At 58.1% G+C, this 21,788-nt stretch carries 16 protein-coding genes and 4 pseudogenes; 17 read left to right on the top strand and 3 right to left on the bottom strand.

Annotated elements, in window-relative coordinates:
• The first annotated feature begins 9 nt into the window (after positions 1 to 9).
• From Q9295_RS12130 to Q9295_RS12155, 6 genes are all read left to right on the top strand, one after another.
• On the top strand, positions 10 to 288 hold the full coding sequence (locus Q9295_RS12130; RefSeq protein ID WP_226937068.1) for a HigA family addiction module antitoxin: 279 nt from the start codon (positions 10 to 12) through the stop codon (positions 286 to 288).
• Complete coding sequence (locus Q9295_RS12135; protein ID WP_306680840.1) at positions 285 to 3,008, top strand: class I SAM-dependent DNA methyltransferase; 2,724 nt, start codon at positions 285 to 287, stop codon at positions 3,006 to 3,008. Before Q9295_RS12130 ends, Q9295_RS12135 begins: the two co-directional genes overlap by 4 nt.
• Position 3,009: 1 nt before the next feature.
• Entirely contained in the window at positions 3,010 to 3,423 is a 414-nt protein-coding gene (locus Q9295_RS12140; RefSeq protein WP_306680841.1) for a hypothetical protein, read from the top strand.
• On the top strand, positions 3,420 to 5,462 hold the full coding sequence (locus Q9295_RS12145) for a DEAD/DEAH box helicase (RefSeq protein ID WP_306680842.1): 2,043 nt from the start codon (positions 3,420 to 3,422) through the stop codon (positions 5,460 to 5,462). The genes Q9295_RS12140 and Q9295_RS12145 overlap by 4 nt, the downstream gene beginning before the upstream one ends.
• Complete coding sequence (locus Q9295_RS12150) at positions 5,455 to 6,645, top strand: GIY-YIG nuclease family protein (RefSeq protein WP_306680843.1); 1,191 nt, start codon at positions 5,455 to 5,457, stop codon at positions 6,643 to 6,645. Before Q9295_RS12145 ends, Q9295_RS12150 begins: the two co-directional genes overlap by 8 nt.
• 303 nt (positions 6,646 to 6,948) lie before the next feature.
• Positions 6,949 to 7,611 carry a hypothetical protein gene (locus tag Q9295_RS12155; protein WP_306680844.1) on the top strand — a complete coding sequence of 221 codons (663 nt, stop codon included), beginning with the start codon at positions 6,949 to 6,951 and terminating at the stop codon, positions 7,609 to 7,611.
• Positions 7,612 to 7,637: 26 nt separating this feature from the next.
• Here the strand turns inward: Q9295_RS12155 and scpB are convergent, their stop codons facing one another.
• The gene (gene scpB / locus Q9295_RS12160; RefSeq protein ID WP_306680845.1) at positions 7,638 to 8,273 is read right to left on the bottom strand and encodes an SMC-Scp complex subunit ScpB; all 636 of its coding nucleotides are present in this window, start codon (positions 8,271 to 8,273) and stop codon (positions 7,638 to 7,640) included.
• Positions 8,274 to 8,275: 2 nt separating this feature from the next.
• Positions 8,276 to 9,193 (bottom strand): DUF1403 family protein, encoded by a 918-nt coding sequence (locus Q9295_RS12165; protein ID WP_306680846.1) that lies wholly within the window; start codon positions 9,191 to 9,193, stop codon positions 8,276 to 8,278.
• Between the two features lie 281 nt (positions 9,194 to 9,474).
• Between Q9295_RS12165 and Q9295_RS12170 the strand changes: the two genes are divergently transcribed.
• The 10 genes and pseudogenes from Q9295_RS12170 to Q9295_RS18000 all read left to right on the top strand — a co-directional run.
• A complete protein-coding gene (locus Q9295_RS12170; protein ID WP_306680847.1) occupies positions 9,475 to 10,533 on the top strand; it encodes a site-specific integrase in 1,059 nt (352 codons plus the stop codon).
• A 462-nt stretch (positions 10,534 to 10,995) separates the two neighbouring features.
• Positions 10,996 to 12,192: a plasmid partitioning protein RepA gene (gene repA, locus Q9295_RS12175; RefSeq protein WP_088234143.1), complete on the top strand. Its 1,197-nt coding sequence runs from the start codon at positions 10,996 to 10,998 to the stop codon at positions 12,190 to 12,192.
• Positions 12,192 to 13,121, top strand: coding sequence for a plasmid partitioning protein RepB (gene repB, locus Q9295_RS12180; protein ID WP_306680848.1), 930 nt, complete (start codon positions 12,192 to 12,194; stop codon positions 13,119 to 13,121). Before repA ends, repB begins: the two co-directional genes overlap by 1 nt.
• 253 nt (positions 13,122 to 13,374) lie before the next feature.
• The gene (locus Q9295_RS12185; RefSeq protein WP_306680849.1) at positions 13,375 to 14,586 is read left to right on the top strand and encodes a helix-turn-helix domain-containing protein; all 1,212 of its coding nucleotides are present in this window, start codon (positions 13,375 to 13,377) and stop codon (positions 14,584 to 14,586) included.
• Between the two features lie 103 nt (positions 14,587 to 14,689).
• Positions 14,690 to 15,373 (top strand): SOS response-associated peptidase, encoded by a 684-nt coding sequence (locus Q9295_RS12190; protein WP_306680850.1) that lies wholly within the window; start codon positions 14,690 to 14,692, stop codon positions 15,371 to 15,373.
• Positions 15,357 to 15,956: an ImuA family protein gene (locus tag Q9295_RS12195; protein ID WP_306680851.1), complete on the top strand. Its 600-nt coding sequence runs from the start codon at positions 15,357 to 15,359 to the stop codon at positions 15,954 to 15,956. Before Q9295_RS12190 ends, Q9295_RS12195 begins: the two co-directional genes overlap by 17 nt.
• Before the next feature lie 91 nt (positions 15,957 to 16,047).
• Positions 16,048 to 16,182: pseudogene (locus tag Q9295_RS17990) on the top strand (hypothetical protein); the annotation flags it as partial.
• A gap of 199 nt (positions 16,183 to 16,381) precedes the next feature.
• Positions 16,382 to 17,338: a DinB/UmuC family translesion DNA polymerase gene (locus Q9295_RS12205; RefSeq protein ID WP_306680852.1), complete on the top strand. Its 957-nt coding sequence runs from the start codon at positions 16,382 to 16,384 to the stop codon at positions 17,336 to 17,338.
• A 20-nt stretch (positions 17,339 to 17,358) separates the two neighbouring features.
• A pseudogene (locus Q9295_RS17995) lies at positions 17,359 to 17,571 on the top strand (PHP domain-containing protein); the annotation flags it as partial.
• A 561-nt stretch (positions 17,572 to 18,132) separates the two neighbouring features.
• Positions 18,133 to 18,762: pseudogene (locus Q9295_RS18000) on the top strand (hypothetical protein); the annotation flags it as partial.
• A 56-nt stretch (positions 18,763 to 18,818) separates the two neighbouring features.
• Here the strand turns inward: Q9295_RS18000 and Q9295_RS12215 are convergent.
• Positions 18,819 to 19,232: pseudogene (locus Q9295_RS12215) on the bottom strand (transposase); the annotation flags it as partial.
• Between the two features lie 557 nt (positions 19,233 to 19,789).
• Here Q9295_RS12215 and Q9295_RS12220 point away from each other — a divergent pair.
• Positions 19,790 to 21,788: CLIPPER-2 domain-containing protein (locus Q9295_RS12220; RefSeq protein ID WP_444860516.1), on the top strand; the 1,999-nt coding region annotated here is incomplete at its 3' end.

A 21,788-nucleotide genomic window follows, 5' to 3' on the forward strand; every position in this document is an offset into this window, starting at 1 on the left:
GGAGATATTATGATCCATCCTGGAATCCTGGTCCGGCGAGAATGCCTTGGCCCCAATGCTCTTTCCGTCACTGAGGCTGCGCAAGTGCTCGGGTGTAACCGGCAGACCCTTAGCAATCTCCTCAATGGACGATCTGGTATTTCTCCGGAGATGGCCCTGCGTTTGGAGAAAGCCTTCGGCACATCCGCCCGCGCTTGGATGGAACGGCAACTGAATTACGAACTGGAAACGGTCATGGCACGTGCCGATGAGATCGAAGTCCAGCCATTTACGAGGCAGACCCCATGAACCCGGTTGAAATTGAACAGGCCATTTCGGACCTCGCCGAAGCGCCCTTCGACGCCACAGAATTCCCCTACGCCTTCCTTGAAGCCTTCGGCCGCAAGGAAACGGAAATTAAGAAGCTGCGCAAAGGCGATTCCAACAAGTCGGACCTCGGCGGCGTTCTGCAACGCAACAACATCCACATCGCGACCTGCGCGCCTGGTGAGGTGTCTCAGACCCTCGCGGCACTCAAGGCCAGCCCCGCCACGGCCAAGCACAAGGCCAAGTTCATCCTCGCAACCGATGGGCAGACCTTCGAAGCGGAAGATCTGATCGGCGGCGACACGGTGGCTTGCGCCTACCCAGATTTTCCGGACAGCTTTGGCGTTTTCCTGCCGCTCGCGGGCATCTCGACCGTCAAGCAAATCAAAGAAAGTGCCTTCGACATCAAGGCAACTGGCCGCCTGAATCGGCTCTATATGGAGTTGCTGAAGGACAACCCGGACTGGGGGAAAATCGATCGGCGGCCCGATATGAACCATTTCATGGCACGACTGATCTTCTGCTTCTTCGCCGAAGACACCGATATCTTTGCCTCATCTCGGCTGTTCACCGGCACGATCGAGCAGATGTCGAACCGTGATGGCACCAACACGCATGAGATCATCAGCGAAATCTTCCGCGCAATGAACGTGCCGCTAGCAGACCGAGCCGATGCCAATCTACCTCGGTGGGCCGATGCCTTCCCCTATGTGAACGGCGGGCTGTTCTCTGGCTCTACCGAAGTGCCGCGCTTCTCCAAGATCGCTCAACGTTATCTTAGCCATATCGGTGGGCTGGACTGGACCAAGATCAACCCCGACATCTTCGGCTCGATGATTCAGGCTGTGGCGGACGAAAGCGAACGTTCTGCCCTCGGCATGCACTACACCTCCGTTCCTAACATTCTGAAGGTGCTGAACCCACTGTTTCTCGACGACTTGAACGCGGCGCTGGAAGAGGCGGGCGACAATGCTCGCAAGCTCCTGAACTTGCGTAACCGCATCGCGAAAATTCGGGTGTTCGATCCAGCTTGTGGGTCCGGAAACTTTCTGGTCATTGCCTACAAGCAACTTCGTGCGATCGAGGCTGAGATCAACCGCCGTCGTGGCGAGGCCGATCGTAAGACAGACATCCCCCTGACAAACTTCCGAGGCATTGAGCTCCGGGATTTTTCCGCCGAGATCGCTCGTCTGGCGCTAATCATTGCGGAATATCAGTGCGATGTGACTTATCGCGGACAGAAAGAAGCTCTGGCCGAGTTTCTGCCGCTAGACAGCCAAAACTGGATCACCTGCGGTAACGCGCTGCGGCTGGATTGGTTGTCAATCTGCCCGCCGACTGGGACCGGTGTGAAGTTCCAAGCCGAAGATCTGTTTCAAACACCACTGGATCAAGCTCAGATTGATTTTGAGAACGCAGGTGGAGAAACCTATATTTGCGGAAACCCACCATATGTCGGTGATAAAAATCAAACTATAGACCAAAAATCAGATTTAAAGCACATTGCAGGTGGTCGTAAAGACTATAAAGCCGCAGATTATGTCACCGGGTGGATATGGAAGGCATCTGATTTCATAAAGGTTGAAGGATCTTTTGCGTTCGTCACAACGAATTCGATTTGTCAAGGTGTGCAAGTTCCAATAGTGTGGGGGGATTTGGAAAGCAAGGGTCAAGAAATATATTTTGCACACAGAAGCTTTTATTGGAAGAACAATGCAAGCAATAATGCAAACGTAATTTGTGTTATTGTGGGCGTGCGAAACAAGAGCTCTCAAAAAAAATATATCTATGATGCGGGAATAAAAAGAGAAGTTTCAAACATCAACGCATATTTAGTTGATGGTCCGAGCCTTATAGTTTTGAAGCATCCCTCCCCAATTGCCGCGTTACCTCAAATGGTGGCAGGAAATATTCCAAGGGACCAAGCAAATTTCATGCTTAGCCATGAGGAGCGTAATCATATTATCGCTTCCCACCCGGGAGCTGAGGCTATTATTCGGAGAATTCAAGGCTCAAGAGAATTTATAAATGGTATTGAGAGGTACTGTTTGTGGATTCCCGATCACTTAAGTCAATTTGCATGGGAAATACCAGAGGTTGCTGAGCGTCTGAAAAGAATTGTAGAGTATAGACGATACGGAAGTGAAAGGGGGAAACTTGGCTTGGACACACCACATCGCTTTGAAAGGACAATAGTCGCTAAAGAAAGAACTATTATTGTTCCGAGAGTTTCATCCGAACGTAGAGAATATCTTCCTGTCGGCGTCCTTGAAAAGGATATAATTGTATCCGATGCTGCGCAGGCAATTTACGATGCGCCGTTATATGTCATTTCAATAGTCGGGTCTAAGTTGCATCGTGCGTGGGTCGATGTCACTGCTGGGAGAATGAAGTCAGATTTTCGGTATTCTAGTGGAGTATGTTATAATAGCTTCCCTATACCTAAACTTACCGAGAAAAACCGCAAAGACCTAACCCGCTGCGCCGAAGATATTCTTCTGGCGCGCGAGGCGCATTTCCCAGCCACAATTGCTGATCTCTATGATCCTGAGAAGATGCCGGCCAACCTCCGTGCTGCCCATGATCGCAACGACGAGACACTAGAGCGCATCTACATCGGTCGCCGTTTTAAGAACGATACCGAACGACTCGAAAAGCTCTTCGATATGTATACGAAGATGACTATGAAGGTGCCCGCCTGAAATGTTTGCGCGTGTGCCATATACAGCCCTCAATGCCAGGCAGCGCGAGAACTACAATTTTCATAAGTTCGCAGCTCGCATGGCAGACTACGGGTTCAATTGCATAAGATTGACGGATGATTGGCAGGGTGCCGATTTCATCGCGATCCACATCGACGGCGAAACGTTCTTGAAGGTCCAGTTGAAAGGGCGGCTCATTATCGACAGGAAATATCTCGGCAAAAAAATCTACGTTGCCTTTCTAAACGGCAACGACGCCTACCTTTATGATCATGATGCTTTTGTCCGACACCTTGAAGTGAATGGGCTGATCGGAGATGGCAGCGTGAGCTGGCATGTTCAGGGCTTCCGCAGCTGGCCCAGCCCTCCTTCTTGGGCCATTTCTTATTTGCAAGATTTCAGGATTTCCACATGACCAAATCCATTCCTTCTGTCTCCGTTTCCTATCCAGCAAATGGAAGCTCCACCAAGTCCAACGAGCTTGGAATGCGCACTATGCAGGAGCGCGCCTATGAAAAGCGCGGCGAGCAATACCTACTGATCAAGTCGCCGCCCGCCTCTGGGAAAAGCCGGGCACTGATGTTCATCGCGCTCGACAAGCTGCACAATCAGGGCCTGAAGCAGGCGATCATTGTCGTCCCGGAAAAGTCAATCGGATCCAGCTTTGCTAATGAGCCTCTGTCTAAGTTCGGGTTTTATTGGGACTGGACCGTGGAACCGCGCTGGAATCTGTGCAACGCGCCGGGAGGCGACAGCGGCAAAGTCGGCGCACTTGGCAAGTTTTTAGAAGGTGACGATCGTATCCTCGTCTGCACCCATGCAACCTTCCGCTTCGCCGTAGACAAGTTTGGCATCGAAGCATTCGATGACCGCCTTATCGCCGTTGACGAGTTCCACCACGTCTCAGCCAACCCAGATAACAAGCTGGGGGCGCACCTAGGCACGCTTATCACACGCGATAAGGTGCATGTGGTTGCCATGACCGGATCGTATTTCCGAGGTGATACTGAAGCCGTGCTGTCGCCCGAAGATGAGGCGCGCTTTGAGACTGTTACCTATACCTATTATGAGCAGCTCAGCGGCTACACATGGCTGAAGACGCTCGACATCGGATATTTCTTTTACAGTGGCTCCTACGCCGACGAGCTTCTCAAAGTTTTGGATCCGAACGAGAAGACCATCCTGCACATCCCGAATGTCAACTCGCGTGAAAGCACGAAGGACAAGCATCGGGAAGTCGAGCATATCATCGACGCCTTAGGTGACTGGCAGGGTACCGATCCTGCTACGGGTTTCCAGCTGGTGAAGCGTCCCGATGGCAAAGTGCTGCGAATTGCGGACCTCGTGGATGATGATACCGCCAAGCGGGACAAGGTCTCGGCGTCACTGAAAGATCCAGCCCAAAAGAACAATCGTGACCATGTCGACATCATCATCGCGCTTGGCATGGCGAAGGAAGGCTTCGACTGGATTTGGTGTGAACATGCGCTGACCGTGGGCTATCGCTCCAGCCTAACCGAGATCGTTCAGATCATCGGACGCGCCACACGCGACGCCAAAGGCAAAACACGTGCTCGCTTCACCAACTTGATTGCAGAACCTGACGCGTCTGAAGAGGCGGTGCGTGAGGCCGTCAACGACACATTGAAGGCTATCGCCGCCAGTCTGTTGATGGAGCAGGTGCTGACACCGAAGTTCGAGTTCAAACCAAAGATGCCTGCAAACACTGCGCAGGATGGCTTCGACTATGGCGAAAACGGCTACGATGACAGCAAGTGCAACGTAGGATTCAATCAACAAAAGGGCATCTTCCAGATCGAGATCAAAGGGCTCATCCAGCCCAAGAGCCCAGAAGCAAATCGCATCTGTCAGAATGACCTGAACGAGGTCATCACCACCTTCTTACAGGATAAGACCGCGATCGAGCGTGGGCTTTTTGACGCCGAAATGGTGCCGGAGGAGCTGACCCAGGTGAAAATGGGGAAGATCGTTCGCGACAAGTATCCTGAGCTGGACGAAGCCGACCAGGAGGCGGTGCGTCAGCACGCCATTGCTGCGATGAACTTCACGCAACAGGCCAAGAAGACTCTTCTTGGTGATGGCACGGACGCCCCCTCAAACACAGCTTTTGTTGACGGTGTTCGCCAGTTCGCTATGAGCGTCAAAGAGCTCGATATTGACCTGATCGACCGGATCAACCCGTTCAGCGAAGCCTATGCGATCCTCGCCAAAACCATGAGCGAAGAAAGCCTCAAAGAGGTTGCCGCCGTGATCGAGGCCAAGAAGATCAAACTGTCGCCGGAAGAGGCGCGTGACCTCGTCAAGCGCGCCGTGAAGTTCAAGCAAGAACGCGGGCGGCTTCCGTCTTTGACTTCCGCTGACGCGTGGGAGAAACGCATGGCCGAAGGCGTGGCCTTCCTTGCCCGGATGAAGCAGGAGGCGATGAATGGCTAATACATTCACGGACGAAGATGATGCCCTCTTGTCAGAGCTTGGCATCGAAATCGAGAAAAAGACGCAAGCTTTACGGACCCCACGTGAAGAGCGGATCATCGCTGGATTCGAAGATATCCAGAAGTTCGTATCCGACCATGGACGTGTCCCGCAGCATTCAGAAGATGGAGATATCTTCGAACGGCTTTATGCTGTTCGTTTGCAGCGCCTGCGGGAGCTGCCCGAAGCCGTCGATCTTCTCACGGGGCTGGACACTGGCGGCCTGCTAACGGGAAATAACTTCGCGCCGATCTCTGAAGATCTGGATGATGACGCACTGCTTGCGGCACTCGGTATCACGGTTGAAGCATCGCCCCTCACTCAGCTGAAGCATGTCCGATCGAACGCAGAGAGAAAAGCTGTGGACGACATTGCCAGTCGGCAACGCTGCACGGATTTTGAGACTTTCAAGCCGCTTTTCGAAAAGGTTCAGCGTGAGCTGGATTCCGGCGAGCGTGAAACCCGCCCGTTCGAACTGAAAGCCGAAATTCAAAAAGGCCGCTTCTTCATCGTAGAAGGTCAAAAGGCATATGTCGCCGAGATGGGCGAACAGACCCTGACCGACCAAGGCCGAACTGATGCGCGCTTGCGCGTCATCTTCGACAACGGCACCGAAAGCAACATGCTGATGCGATCGCTTCAGCGCGCCTTGAATAAGGATGAATCTGGGCGGCGGATCACCGAGTCTGTGGCGGGACCGCTCTTCGCAGACGCGCCGGAAGAGGGCGACAGCACCACTGGCACAATCTACGTTTTGCGCAGCAAATCCGACCATCCCATGGTGGCTGAGAACCGGGAGCTGGTCCACAAAATTGGCGTCACTACCTTGGGAGTCGAAAAGCGGATTGCGGGTGCACAGCTACAGCCCACATTCCTCATGGCTCCAGTGGAAGTTGTCGCGACCTATGAGCTCTACAATATCAACCAAACTCGGCTTGAGAACCTGATCCATCGGATTTTCGGCAGTGCACAGCTCGACATCGAGATTGCCGATCGGTTCGGAAGACCCGTAATTCCGCGCGAATGGTTCCTGGTACCGCTCTTCGTGATTGATGAGGCCGTTCAGAAGATCAAGGACGGAACGATCACAAAGTTTCACTATGACCCAGAGACGGCCAGTCTCGTCCTGCGGCCAGACAAATAAAGCCTACAGACATCTGTCTCCCAAGGCGGCATAAATTCTGAAGTCACATCGCCGGTTTGGATTATAAAACTCGTTGACCAGCCGCTGCCCTCGCCCTGCCTGCTAAATCGCAGGCAGGGCGCAACCTACAGCATGGCAGTCCGCACATAGTGCCCAAATTAGAAAACCCGCCGCGAACGCGACGGGCTTTCTGCAGATCTTACGACGATGAGGGAAGGCAGATGCCCGCGAACCTCAAAGCCTTGCCTACTCTAGATAGGTCACTATGGTCTTCTGGTCAATATCGCTATACCGCAACGCCCCATGCACACACGATTTTCGAACCAGTTGATTTTTGATCTTGAGGCCGTGCTGTCACCTCCACGGTTCAGCTCTTATCTGCGTGAAACCGCGGGCGATCGCCAGAGAGCGATGGATCTCTACTGCTGGAACACCGATGTGTCTGCCGCTTTCTACGTCATGCTGCAGTACTGCGAACTGTCGATCCGAAACGGAGCAGTCGAGGCGATTGAGGCGGTTTTCGGGGGCAACTGGCATCTCAACCGCGGTTTCGTCTACACGCTCCCAGCACCAGCAAGGGGCTACAGGCCCAGAGAAGATCTGACAGATTGCGCAGCGAAGCTTCCCACAGCGGGAAAGGTCGTCGCCGAGCTGAAGTTCGCCTTTTGGCGCTTCCTGTTCTTGAAAGGCCAGCAGCCTCGGATCTGGGATCCCCACCTCGCGGCGACATTTCCGGGATATGACAAAGCACTGACGCTGTCAGAAGCCCGCGCCAGATTGTTCGATGACATCGACGAGGTCCGGAAGCTGAGAAACCGGATCGCGCATCACGAGCCCATCTTCGCTCGAAATCTGCATGAAGATCACCAGCGCATTCGCAGGATCATAGAATGGCGCCGTCCAGACGTGGCCGCCTGGCTGGACAGCACGCAGCAGATCACGGCTCTCCTCTCCCGTCGGCCTTGAACAGTTAGCGTCCTGAGCAGGCGCAATCATTCCTGCTCAGCGGCGATGGGCATGTCCAGATCGACATCAGCCACCGGTTTCAGCAGTCCGGCATCCTGCAGCGCCTCGATATCCGGAAGATCGCGCAGGGTTTCCAAACCGAACTGAATGAGGAAACCCGGCGTGGTGACATAGGTGTAGGGCGCGCCTGGTTCCGGGCTGCGCGGACCTCGGGCGATCAGGGCCTGGCGGTGCAGCCGTGCGATCAGATCACGGCTGACCTCACGGCCCGTCAACCGCGCGATCGCACCACGGGTCACCGGCTGCATATAGGCAATAATGGTCAAGACGAGGGCCTCATTCGGGGTAAAATCGCGACCCTCTTCCCCCTCCTTGCGGGCGGCGCGGATCGCCGCCGCGTGTTGCGGCTTGGTGCGAAACTGCCAACCTCCCGCAATACGCGCAATCTCGTAAGGCCTACCCGCCAGTTCAGCAGAAATATCCTCGATCAGGAGATCAAGCGCACAGTCCCGGCCCACCACACGCGCCAGCACCTCCCGGCCCACAGGCTCGGAGGAGGCGAACAGCACGGCCTCGACCCGCGCCATCCACTCCCGCCAGCGCAAAGCCTGTGGCAGATCGGCGAGTTCCGCGTCCAGCGGCTCAGATGATTTAGGGGCCATGGTCATAACCCATACAGCCGGAACGTCGGGCGGCCGGTCAGCTCGCGCACCAGCCCGAGCGATGTCAGCCTGCCGAGCAAGCGCCGCGCCGCACGATCACTGGCCTCCTTCCCCGCCTGTGCCGCCAGCGCATCCTCGGACTGAAGGGCGGTGATGATCGCGGCCGTGTCCTTTCCCGGCCGCCGCAGGTTTGCAGCACGCAGGGCATCGGCACGGCGGGCCAGATCGACGTGGAGATCAATAGCCGCAACCGCTGCCCTGCCCCAGGCGCGCGCGCAGGCGGCAAGCCATGCGTCTCCCTCCAGCCGAAAAGCCGAACGCGGCAGATGGGGCGCGAGCAGTGGCACAGGACGATCCTGTCCAAGCGCCCGGGCCAAAGCTGCATCCGCCAGCCAGAGGGCGAGACCGCGATAGGCCGGGCCCAGGGCAAGAACGTCCCTGGCCGCCTGAGCCGCAAAGCGCATCGGATGGGCGCGACCAACAAACCGCGCCCCAAGGTCCTGCAAGAGCACTGATACGGGCTCAGGCGACAGATCAAAGAAGCCGGGCAGCCGCGCCGGCCATTCCGCCGAGCGCAGGGCACGCGCCTCGCCCAAAGCACGCCAGCCGATCAGCATTCGCCCGGCCGGGCCAGGGTCATCTCCAGATTTACAAAGAGCCAGGACATCGCGTAGTTCTGCTTCCCCTTCCCGGCGACCCTCAAACCCTGAGATCGCCGCTGCAGCAGTAAGCGCCAACCGCTTGCGCCAGAGCATCCCAACGAGATCGTCAGAACGCACGAACGGATCCAAAGTGGCGAGCGCTGCCCCGGCAGAAAGCATTGCAATTTCAGGGTCATCACGACCCACGGCCTGCCGTATCCATCGCGGCACGGCCGGTGGGATTAGGGCAGGCGGAGGAGGTTTCACGGCACGGTACATGCGGTAACGCTAGCAAGGAGCGGCGCTTTATACCAGTATATTTTAACTTATCCGCCGCACCTGTCTTCTCTCTATAATGTCCAATAAGGTTGCATTATCGGACTAATTGTTCTTCTATCCAGAGATGCGCTCCAGAACGCTAAAAATGACCCGGAACCCTGCCCGAGACGCGCCAGAAAGGCCGTGCGGAGCGCGTGCATCTGTCTGGGGTCCTGCGGCGGCTACGTCCGCATCTCGCAACAGAGCCCCCGCGCCAGTGCCTGCCGCCCAAGGAGATCGCCATGACAGATGAGACAGCCGATCAGGAGGAGTTGACGCGGGACGCCCCCACCCCTGCCCTGCTCGACCACCAGCCCCCTGCCCTGCGGGATCTGGCCGAACGGGCGCGCATCTATGCCGTGGCGGCCAGTTCCGTCAACACCCGCAAGGCCTATGCCGCCGACTGGAAGCACTTTGCCGGATGGTGTCGGCGCGAGGGGTTGGATGCGCTGAGGCCCGAGCCGCAGGTCGTCGGTCTCTATATCACCGCCTGTGCTTCCGGGGCGAAATCGGTCGGCGGGCGCAAGAACGCGGTCTCGACTATCGAGCGGCGTCTCTCGGCGCTGGTCTGGGCCTATGCCCAACGCGGCCTGACCCTCGACCGGCGCGACCGCCATATCGCCACCGTCCTCGCCGGCATCCGCAACAGCCATGCCGCCCCGCCGCGCCAGAAGGAGGCGATCCTGCCCGAGGATCTGCTGGCCATGCTCGAGACCTGCGACCGGGGCACCCTGAGAGGGCTGCGCGACCGAGCGATGCTGTTGGTCGGATTCGCCGGAGGCCTGCGCCGATCCGAGATTACCGGGCTAGATGTGGGCCGAGGCCAGACCGAGGATGGGCGCGGCTGGATCGAGGTTCTTCCCGGCGGGCTGCTTCTCACCTTGCGCGGTAAGACCGGCTGGCGCGAGGTCGAGATCGGTCGCGGGTCGTCACCCGCAACCTGCCCGGTCGAAGCGCTGGAACTCTGGCTGAAGTTCGCCCGCATCAGCCAGGGACCGCTGTTCCGTCGGGTCACCGGCGGGGGCAAGGAACCGGGGCCGTTCCGTCTCAATGACCGCGAGGTCGCGAGACTGGTCAAGCGGGCCGCTCAAACAGCGGGACTGCGGGGCGATCTGCCCGAGAAGGACCGCCCTGCCCTCTTCTCCGGCCACAGCCTTCGCGCCGGTCTCGCCTCCTCAGCCGAGGTCGACGAGCGGCATGTGCAAAAGCAGCTCGGCCACGCCAGCGCCGAGATGACCCGCAGGTATCAGCGCCGCCGCGATAGGTTCAGGGTGAACCTGACCAAGGCGGCGGGCCTGTGACCGCCGCGAAGGCATCGAGCACCGGGATTGGCGGTTCCCGGTCTGTTTTGGCAACGAGACCTTCGCAAGAGCAGGAGAACGCGAGACCTGAAGTGCAGATGAGAATCGCAACCCGTCCAGTCGGCTTCATCGGACGGCGCTCCACTCACTATCGAGAAAATGCCGTTCCGGTGCCTCATGTAGCGAACAGGGACACTTTCGGGCAGAATGGTTGGACACCAGCCCCTGTTGGCAACATTGTGGATAAAATTAAGTCTTCTAAATCAGTTATTTATGGCACTATGTTGATATAATCTGTAAGCTGTCGGAACGGTTTCTAACCACTATATCTATGAACTTCCGTTCCGACAGCCGCAAAATTTTCTTGCGCTCCGACCATCCTATCAGCATAGAGTGGACGCAATAATCGAAAAATTCGGGCGGTTACCGTTCCTAACCCCACCGAACAGCGAGAGCGGACAGATGCCACAGGCGCTACACGAGCACCTTTTGGGCTTCGCAAAGGATCTTACCACAGCGCTCAAAGCGCTGTCAGAGAGTTCATTTGCGCCCCACGAAGTCAAAACGCTTCGGACCTTTTCGGCCGGGGAAGCAAGCTATTACCTTACCGTCGCGGACGGTTATCTGAGGAAGGCCCACCACGAGGGCCGGATCCCTGAAGTTGAGATGGGCCCGGGCGGGCGCAGAAAGTATACCGCCGAACAGATCCATGAGATCCGGCGGGTATTGGCTTCCTCAGCAAAGAACCCCGATCAATTCCGCCCCGGTCGACGCAGCGCTGATGACCCGACGCAGGTCATTGCCTTCGTCAACTTTAAGGGCGGTTCGGGGAAGACCTCCACCGCCATTCACGCGGCCCAGGACCTCGCGTTGCGCGGCTATCGGGTGCTCGCCGTGGACTGCGACCCGCAAGCCTCGCTAACGACCTTTTTTGGCTATCAGCCGGAGCTCGATTTTTTCGATGGCGGATCGCTCTACGATGTCATCCGTTACCGTGATCGGGAGACGGGGGAAGGGCCTAGGCCGATCACAGACGTGATCAAGCGCAGCTATTTTCCAAATCTTGATCTGGTGCCGGGCGGCATACAGGTAGCAGAGTTCGAACATGAAACGCCTGCGGCACTTAGCAAGGGTGAACTGCCCGTATTCTTCGACAAGATCCGCTCGGCTTTGCAGGTGGTGAAGGATGACTATGATGTGGTCATCCTCGACTGCCCGCCGCAACTTGGCTACGTGACCCTCTCTGCTATCTGCGCCGCGCAGAACATCGTGATGACGATCATCCCGGAGCGCGTCGACCTCGCCTCCGCGGCTCAGTTCCTCAACATGGCGTCGTCGTTGACCGAGGTCTTGCACGAAAGTGCCGGAGTGGGCCTGTTCGACAACTTCCGCTTCTTGCTAAGCCGCTTCGACACGAATGTGTCGACCCAGGTCGATTTCGCGTCGTTCATTCGCGACCTATTCGGCGATGCCGTCATGAAATCATCCTTCCTGAAGTCGGCCGCAATCAGCGAGGCCGGGGTTTCGCAGCAGACCGTGCTCGAGGTCGAGCTCGGCGAGATGCGCAACCGGAAGACCTACGAGCGGGCAATACAGTCGGTGCATGAAGTGACCGAAGAACTGCACGCTATGCTTCAGCAGAGTTGGGGGAGAGCGTGATGCGAAAGAACTTGCTTGCCAACAGCCTGAAGGCAGTCCGCGACGGCAAGGCCGCAGCTGCCGAAGACGAACAGAAGCCTCGGAAACTCTCGGGTGTGCTCGACGTTCAGCGCGGCCTGGATCAGCTCAGCGCCGGTGCGGCCCGTCAGATCGATCCGGCTCAGATTTCAGAAAGCGCCGTCAAGGACCGCTTCGACCTTCAGGATGGCTTGGAGGATCTGATAAACTCGATAAAGGCGTCGGGGCAGAAGCTTCCGGTACTGCTCCGACGCACACCTCAGGGTCCCCTGCCCTATGAAGTGGTTTACGGTCGGCGCCGTATCGAGGCATGTCGGCAGCTCGGCATTCAGGTTCTTGCCCATATCGCAGAGCTCAGCGATCGCGAGGCGTTGATCTCCCAAGGGCTCGAGAACGCGGCGCGCCTCCAGCGCAGCTTCATTGAACAGTCAGTCTACGCAGAGCAGCTGCTACACCACGAGTTTTCGCGCGAAGACATCATGGAGGTACTCGCGGTCGACAAAACCACGATTAGCAGGATGCTGGGCGTGGTATCTGATGTGCCCCGCTCCATCATCGAGCGGATCGGACCGGCACATGACTCTGGCCGCCGACCATGGCAGCAGCTGCGAGAGCTTCTGAAAGAGCGTGCGGACCTCGATGAGCCCGCAGTCAAAAGTTTGATCCCGACGGACGCCGCCGACAGCAATGAACGTCTGCAGGGGCTGATCCGAGCACTCTGTCACAAGCCTACCCCCGCCCCGCAGATCAGCGCCAAGCGCACACTCGCGGACGGCAGAATAAAGGTTGAGACAACACGCGGCAGGATCCTCGTGAAGGCATCGGACGAAGAGATGCTTGGCTTTGCCGCTTTCCTCGATGAGAGGCTCGAACAGCTACTCGCCGAGTTTGGAAGTCTCAAGCACAGCTGAGTTGACCACCGGTCAAAATAGGTCCGGATTGATACATAAATTGACCAGTGGTCAACAATCCGATGCCAGTGGCTGGAAGGCTAAACTAGAAACGAGCAGAAAAGGGAGCAGACTCTAGGCAAAAAGAAACCCCCCGAAAGCGGTGATGCTTCCAGAGGGCTCCGATAGCTTGAACACCTATTTCGTAGCCCGAAAAACGAATCAGCGCAACACCGATTTCGGTGAACGGATCTCGTTTGCCGTCTGAAATCGCATGAAGCACATCACATCCACGGCCATTCAGGCCGGGGCGCAGGCGAACTGTGCCAAATCCGCGGAGCACACGCTCCCCGGCATGGGTTCGATCACTCTGCAGCCAGCATTCCGACCGATTTCGCGTCGTGACATCATGGCTGCGGTCAATACATGCAGCCGCGATCTCGGCATCCGGCAAGGCGCGGTCATTGTCTTGGACGCTCTGTTGAGCTGTCTTCCCTGCAAGAGCGCAGATGGCCGAGAAATGCCAATCTCCCCGACCACCCTGCTCACGGTCTATGCCAGCAACGAAACCCTGTGCTTCCGCGCCAAGGGCCTCACCGACCGTCAGTTGCGGCGGCATCTTGAGACACTCGAAGCCGCCGGCTTGATCCGGCGCCGTGACAGTGCAAATGGTAAGCGCTTCCCTGTGATGCAGCACGGCAAACCGATCGGCGCCTTCGGGCTGGACCTGTCCCCCCTCTTCGCGCAGTCCGACGAGTTGCTCGCCCTTGCCCTGCGCCGCCGCGAGGAGGCAGACGAGTTGCGCGGGCTGCGGGCCCAGATCCTCAGACTTCGCGCGGCCTGCGCTGAACTCCACTTGAGCGACACTGTCGCCACATTCATCGAAGGGTTGCGCAACCTCGTGCGGCGTACCTCACTAACCCTCATTGAGGCTCGAGCAGCTCTCTCGCAGCTGACCGCGGTCCTCTCATCACATGCAGCCCCACAAGCAATAATCCATTGCGAGGTCGAAGAGGTTGAGAAGCGCCTGCCCTCCAAAGCGGAAGCCGCTGATGCGACATCCTGCGCAGAGGCCACCATGGACCACGCTCCAGGCCAAGCGGTCCCCCAAACCTTTCAGGCCCTCACCGCAGAAACCTGCCGCTTGCCGCCAACCGAGCAAAAGCCCGCCTCTGACGGACAGAATGTCCGCCACATAGAGCAAGACTCAGATACAAAAAAAAGAAAGCGAGAAGCCGAGGACCTTCCCAGTTGGGCGGCCCTGACCGAGGTCAGCACTTTCTATAAAGAGCCTACCAGTGCTCATGAAGCCACACGCATCGCATTCGAGTTCGGGAAGATGCTGAGAATAAGCCAGGACATCCTCGCAAGCGCGGCGAACAGGCTCGGGCTTTGGGAACTTCTCAAGCTTGAAAACCGCATGGCAAAGCAGATCGGAACCATCCTCAACCCTGATGCCTATGTGAGATCCGTCCTACGAGCGTGATCTCTGACCGCGGTCGCATGACCATGAAACACCCAGATAGACCGCTCGAGAGGAATCGGATAAGTTCGTTGATTGTTCTCATGCGGAACTGCTGCGAGGTTGAGTGATATGCAATCTTTACGCCCAGACGAAAAGCCAGGACGCGATGCGTCAGGTCTTTCGGGGCGTGCTCGAAGACGGTGAGGATCTGATCGATACCGCAGGCAATCTCGCGCCTGCATCCGGCATCTTCCCCGACTATGACGCGCCGATCATTCCCCGCAGTGAAGGACGGGATTGGACTTTGACCACGGCCCGATGGGGGATGCCGACGCCACCCGTCTATCTGGCTGGCAAGCGCACAGACCCCGGCGTCACAAATATCCGCAATGTCAGCTCACCCCATTGGCGCAGATGGCTTGGCATGGAACATCGCTGTCTCGTTCCATTCACCAGCTTTTCCGAACTCGACGCCCGACCCGGCGCACCTCGCAACAACCCGGTCTGGTTTGCCCTCGGCAAGGACCGCCCGATCGCCTTCTTCGCTGGCATCCACACCGAGTGGACTTCGGTCAGAAAGCTGAAGGAGGGCGAGGTGACAGCTGAGCTCTTCGGGTTTCTGACCTGTGAACCAAATGATGTGGCTCGCCCCATACATCCCAAAGCCATGCCGGTGATCCTCACGCGCCCGGATGAATGGCGCTGCTGGCTGACCGCGGATACGAGCGAGGCTTTGAAGCTTCAACGGCCGCTGGCCAATGGTCTTCTCGAAATAGTCGCGGAGGGAACACGTGCGGACCCTGCGTGACCGGCTGCAGGCCGGAAGTCATGATCAGCTTCACCTGGTGAAGGGCCGCGTCCACGAAGTAGAGGGCCGGGGCCGAACCGGCTTTGCGTTGTATCACGCCGCCAGACTAGCGGGGCCGATCTTCTGGATCCTTCTGACGCATGACCGCGATCGGCCAATGCCAGCAGCCTTGCCAGACGGTGTTGCCGAGCGGCTGCACTTCATAGAAGCGAGAGACGAGACGAATCTGCTCTGGACCGTCGAAGAAGCGCTACGGGCGCGGCCTGTGTCCTTGGTCATCGCCGCTCTAGGGAAACCAATCTCACTGACCGCGGGCAGACGGCTCCAGCTGGCAGCCGAGGCCGGGGACACAACGGGCATCGTGCTGATCCATGAGGGCAAGGGGAGCAATGCCGCCGAGACCCGCTGGAAATGTGATCCGCTGCCGTCACCTCCGGACTCGACTCGTCATCGTTGGGTCCTTAATAAGAACAAAAGAGGAACAATTGGAATCTATGATGTGAGTTGGAATGGCGCGACGGCTGCTGTCCATCTGGTTCCCCAGGCTGGCGAGCGACATCAGCCTGAGGGCCCGCCCCGTTGAGGGGCCTTTCGCGTTGACGCTTCGGGCGTCGAACGCGGAACATCTGCATTGTCTCAACAGCATTGCAGGTGCTGCCGGTCTCCATCGCGGCATGCCGCTGGCTGATGCCCGCGCCGTCTGTCCGGTGCTCTCCACGCGGCCAGCCGATCTGATCCGCGAGGGCAGGGCGCTTGAAAGGCTGCGCAGATGGGCCAGCCGTTATGGACCACATGCCGCCAAAGACGGAAGGGATGGCCTGATCGTCGATGTCTCGGGCGTGCCGCATCTCTTTGGCGGTGAGGTTGAGGTGCGCCTCGAGAGGGCAGGGGTCTATTCGAAAAGCGCCATTGCCGAGACCCGGGGCGGAGCCTGGGCACTTGCCCGACGTGGAGGGGGCGTGATCCCGGAAGGCGGGTTGCTCGCCCGTCTCGGCCCGATGCCGGTGAGTGCGCTGCGGATTGGCGCCGGTCGCCGAAGGACTGACCCGCCTCGGGCTACACAAGATTGTCGACCTGACCGCTGTGCCCCGGGCACCGCTGGCGCGGCGGTTCGGCGCGGAACTTCTTCGCCGTCTGGATCAGGCGCTTGGCACCCAGGCCGAGCCTGTCGCAGCCGAAGCGGATGCGCCGCATTTCGGGGTGCGGATGACTCTGCCCGAGCCGCTCGGCCTGACTACGGATGTCATGGGGGTGTTGGACCGGCTGCTTGTGCGGCTGTGCGACAAGGTGGCGTCGGCCCAGATGGGGGCGCGAGCTGTCCGATTGGAACTGCAGCGCGTGGATCGCTCGGCCGCCGTGGTCGATGTCGGTCTCGCCCGCGCAATGCGCGACCCGGTCCGGATCTCGGCCCTGTTCCTCAAAGGGGTGGACGAGGTCGATTCCGGTTTTGGGATCGACGGCCTGCGCCTGACCGCCACGGTAACCGAGGCGCTGGCGCCTGCGCAGATCGGCAACGCGCAAGCGCGGGCCGAAGATGAGCTTTCCGACCTGATCTTCCGGATCGGCAACCGGCTGGGCTTTGAGGCGGTGCAGCGTTTCCTGCCGGCCAGCAGCCGCATTCCAGAGCGCAGCTTCCTGACCGTCCCGGCCGCCTATGCCGCATCGGAGCCGTTTCCGCCAAAGCGCCGTCCGCGCCGTCCCATCACCCTCTTTCCGGCGGAAGCCCTGGCTCAGGTCTCTGGCAGCCCGCCCGCCCGCTTCAGCTGGCGCCGGATGGGTTTTACCACCCTTCGGGCGCATGGCCCCGAGCGGATCACCCCGGAATGGTGGTTCGATGATCCGGCATGGCGCAGCGGCGTTCGCGACTATTGGCGGATCGAGACCAATGAGGGGCCCCGGCTTTGGCTCTTTCGCACCCCACAGTCGGGATCTCGGGACTGGTATGCGCAGGGAGTGTTCCTGTGACCGCCTATGCCGAGCTTTGCGTGACCTCGAACTTCACCTTCTTGCGCGGTGCCTCGCATCCCGAGGAACTGGTGAAGCGCGCAACTGAGTTGGGCCTGACGGCCATCGCCATCACCGACCGAAACTCGGTTGCCGGAGTGGTACGGGCGTTTTCTGCGCTGAAGGAACTGGCGCGCGTCGCGGAGGACGCGGGGCAGGGGGCGTCCTTGCCCCGGCTGATCCCGGGAGCGCGGCTCGTGCTGACCGACAGCGAGGTGGAATGGGTCGCGCTGCCCACCGATCTGGCGGCCTGGTCGCGGCTGACCCGTCTTTTGTCGCTTGGCAAAAGGCGCGCCGAAAAGGGCAGCTGCCACATAGGCCTCGCCGATCTGGAGGAGTGGGGCAGGGGGATGGTTCTGATCGCCCTGCCGCCCGATCCGTTGGACGCGACGGGCTTCGAGCGGGATCTGCACCGGATCGCAGCCCGCTTTGCGGGTCAATGCTTCCTCGGCGCGGCCCCCCTCTATGACGGACAGGATCAGGAGCGGCTGGACCGGCTGGCCGAGATTTCGCAGGCGACAGGACTGCCCAAAGTCGCGGTCGGCGATGTGCTGATGCACCGCTCCAACCGTCGACCGCTCGCAGATGTGCTGACCTGCATCCGCGAGGGCTGCACCATTGACGCCATTGGCGACCGGCGCCTTGCCAATGGCGAGCGTCGCCTCAAATCTGGTGAGGAACTGGCTCGCATCTTCCATCGCTATCCGGCCGCCCTGCGTCGTACGGTCGAGATCGCCGACCGCTGCGCCTTCCGCATGGATCAACCGCGCTACCAATACCCCGACGAGGCCCAGGACGGGGAGCCGGCCCAGTCCCGCCTTGAGCGGCTGACGCGTGAAGGCCTGCACTGGCGCTATCCGGGCGGGCCGCCGCCGAAGGTCACAGCCCGCGTCGAGAAAGAGCTGCGCCTGATTGCCGAGGTGGAGTATGCGCCCTACTTCCTGACCGTCCATGACATTGTCAGTTTCGCGCGCTCGAAAGGCATCCTCTGTCAGGGCCGGGGATCGGCCGCGAACTCCGTCGTCTGCTACCTCGTGGGCATCACCGAAGTGCCGCCCGAGAGTATCACCCTCATCTTCGAGCGCTTCATCTCCAAGGAACGCGGCGAGCCGCCGGATATCGACGTCGATTTCGAGCACGAGCGCCGCGAAGAGGTGATCCAGTGGATCTATGAGCGCTACACCCGGGAGCGCGCGGGCCTGACCGCCGTGGTGATCCACTTCCGCTCACGGGCCGCGATCCGTGAGGTCGGCAAAGTCATGGGGCGTGCTTTTGACGGGTTCGTCGAGCACACCAAGCGTGTTTCCCCAACGTGTCTGATCCACCTGGAACGCAATCGCTACAGCGTGCCGGCCTCTTTCGCCTGTCAATCGGCATCCAAACGTGCCCCCCGATCGGCGTCCAAAAGTGGCTCTGACTCAGATTTGGTGCACCTGCATGTTCATGATGTTGCGACGAGGCGCGCGCGGAGCAGATCGATGTTGGCGCGGCCATACATCTGGCGTTTTATCGTCTTCAGCCGATTGATCTGGCCTTCGGTCTGTCCGTTTGACCACGGTTCCCGAAGCGCGGCGGCGACGGCGCTGTAGTCGCTTCGAAGGCCGCGAGCGAAGGGCGCAATCATGCTGCTCTCGGCGTCGTCGAGCCAGTCAGCCAATGCATCGTCACGAGCATTACGCACCATGTCCGTGAACTGATCGGTGAGTTCTCGGGCGACTGCTAGGGCGGGCAACGCCTCTTCGATCCGCGCGACCTGAACTGCGTCAGCACTCGATAGGTGGTTGCGACCCACTGTCAGGAGCCGCGCAATCCTGCGGGCGGGCGGTGACTTTCCAGTCCCGCTAGGCACCGACCTTGTCGCCTTCATGGCCTCGCCACCCCAAACTATGATGATGCAGCCGCCGATCTTCACCTGGCCACTGGCATCTGTAGATGCCTTCGCCTTGGACAGTTGCCGATGTAGAGGCACCTTTCATTCTGTTTAACCCTGCGAGATGCAGTTTTTGAGCAACAGGTCGAGCCTAAGATGATGGATCTACTTGATTTTGCACACATCTTGAGCACCGGTATGTATGGGTATTTTTGTCCCTCAAAGTGGGTCACTTGAATATGTGTGATCACTGGTGGACGAGTGTTTTTATCAGAAGATGTGATCGTCGACTTGATTATTGGAAGTCCGTGGGGGAGCGCCCGAAGGCCTCTCAGATTGATCTCCCGTTGTTAGGCTCGACGTGTCTCATCCTTGAGAGTGGGTGATTTCCACATCACCACTCACATGGGGCAAAATTTTGATTACCTTGAAGACTTTGACAGAAGAAACGAAGTTAATTCGTTCAGCGTGTGTCGACTGTCGAGCAAAATGATGCCTGCATCATATGGGCGCGCAAGAAAAAAGAAGCTTAGAGGGTAAAGATGAAAAAAGCGATAGCACATGTTGCAAAAGCTATTCGGCTATTTATATTGGCGATGGCCGTCACTCTTTCAGCCTCTTTAGGCTTGATTTCATCTGCATACGCGCAAGGCGTCATCATTCTTGAAGATTTCGAGGGCGCTTCAAATCCACTCGCGATCGGATACGATAGCCTCGCAACAGCTTTTGGTGCAGCTAGTAGTACTGTTGTAAACTACAGAGGCACCGCGGGTTACTTCCGTAACGGTACAGGAACTTACCCCGGGGCTGGGTTCTCTGCGGTAATTCGTGACACACCGTTTGGGCAAGCCTACTCTGCGTTCCATCGTGGGGAAGTTGTTTTTGCTGATATCACAGCACAGGGAGGGTTGGTTCAAAATACTGCGTACCAGATGGTTATTCCATCTTATCAACTGCAGTTAACCAATGTCTCTGGCCCTTCAGGACTTATATTCAACACACCCGGTGTGATAAACGTATATGGCGTACGGACAGGGACAACTATACCTCCCGCCAGTAATACTTTTGTATCCGCGGACGATATTGATGCTATCTCTGGAGTCGATTACCTAGGATCGACTACTTTGGTGAATAATACTGATGCGTTTGCAAACTATAATATTTCATTTACGGCGACACAGAACTACGATCGCTTGCTTTTAACGGTGATGAATAATGCGACTGATTTTGGATCGAGCTTTGTTAGTACTGGTCTACCTTCTGATCAAAACAATGCTTTCTTGGCGATTGATAGGGTGCAATATAACGCTGTTGCAACTCTGCAAATTCAAAAATCTGTCCTGAGCACCAATCTAAGTCCAGTCCCGACAGCAGGGGACACAATAGAATATCAATTTGTGGTTACCAACACGGGAAATGTGACGCTGAATAATGTCACGCCTGTCGATAACGGACCACTCTTTAATGGAATACCTCGCACTGGCAGCGCTCTCGTGTTCACGCCGACTGGTCCAAGTGGACCGGTAACACTGGTTGCTAATGCCGCAAGGACATTCACGGCAACATACACGCTGACAGCGCAAGATGCACTGAACCTCTCAAATTCGGCCAATCCACTACAATCTATTTCGAACAGCGCTACGGCCTCCGGTAATCCGATTGCAGGCGTATTGGCTCCCGTAACTCCAAGTACAGCGGTGACAGGATTTACTGGAAATGCGGAGATCCGCGTCGTTAAGGCTGCGAATGTCGCAGGTCTGTCAAACCCGCCGGTCGCAGGTCAGACGATCAGCTATACGATGACGGTGCAAAACACCGGCAACCTCACGCTGAATAACGTGACGCTGGCGGACACGCTCTATCGCTATGATGCGGACAATACGAACCTTGCCGATAACCTTAGCCAGGCCTTGAGCGTAACGCCCCCTGCTGGCTTCACCGGCACGCTGGCGCCGAATGCAACCGCGGTCTTCACGGTCGACTATCAGATTACGCAAGCGGATATCGATGCAGGCGGCGTGCTGAACACCGCCCTAGTGACGGGTATAACGCCTGCTGGTGCGAATGTTTCAGACGAGTCTGGTACAGCACAGAACAACAATGCGCCAATCGAGACCCCGCTTGCGTCAGATCCTGCGCTCGTGCTGACGAAGACGGCGGATGTGACCGAGCTTCCGGCGCTGAATGGGGTGATCACCTACACCTTCGAGGTCGAGAACACCGGCAACGTGACGCTGAGCGACGTGTCGATCACGGACACCCTGCCGAATATCTCTGCGATCACGCCTGCGAGCGTGCCGAGCCTCGCGCCTGGTGCGACCACGCAGTTCACCGCAACCTATACGGTGACGCAGGCCGATATCGACGCAGGCCAGGTCGTGAACACCGCGACGGCTGATGCGACGGCGCCGGGCAATGTGCCTGTCAACAACACGGACTCTGTGTCGGTTCCGGCGCTCCAGGCCGCAGACATTGCGCTGGTCAAAGCGGGCGTGGCAGGTGGCGCGGGCGGTCTGGGTGACACGATCACCTATACCTTCA

Origin of the sequence: Pseudogemmobacter lacusdianii, assembly GCF_030848395.1 — a bacterium.
GTDB classification, from domain to species: Bacteria; Pseudomonadota; Alphaproteobacteria; order Rhodobacterales; family Rhodobacteraceae; genus Pseudogemmobacter; species Pseudogemmobacter lacusdianii.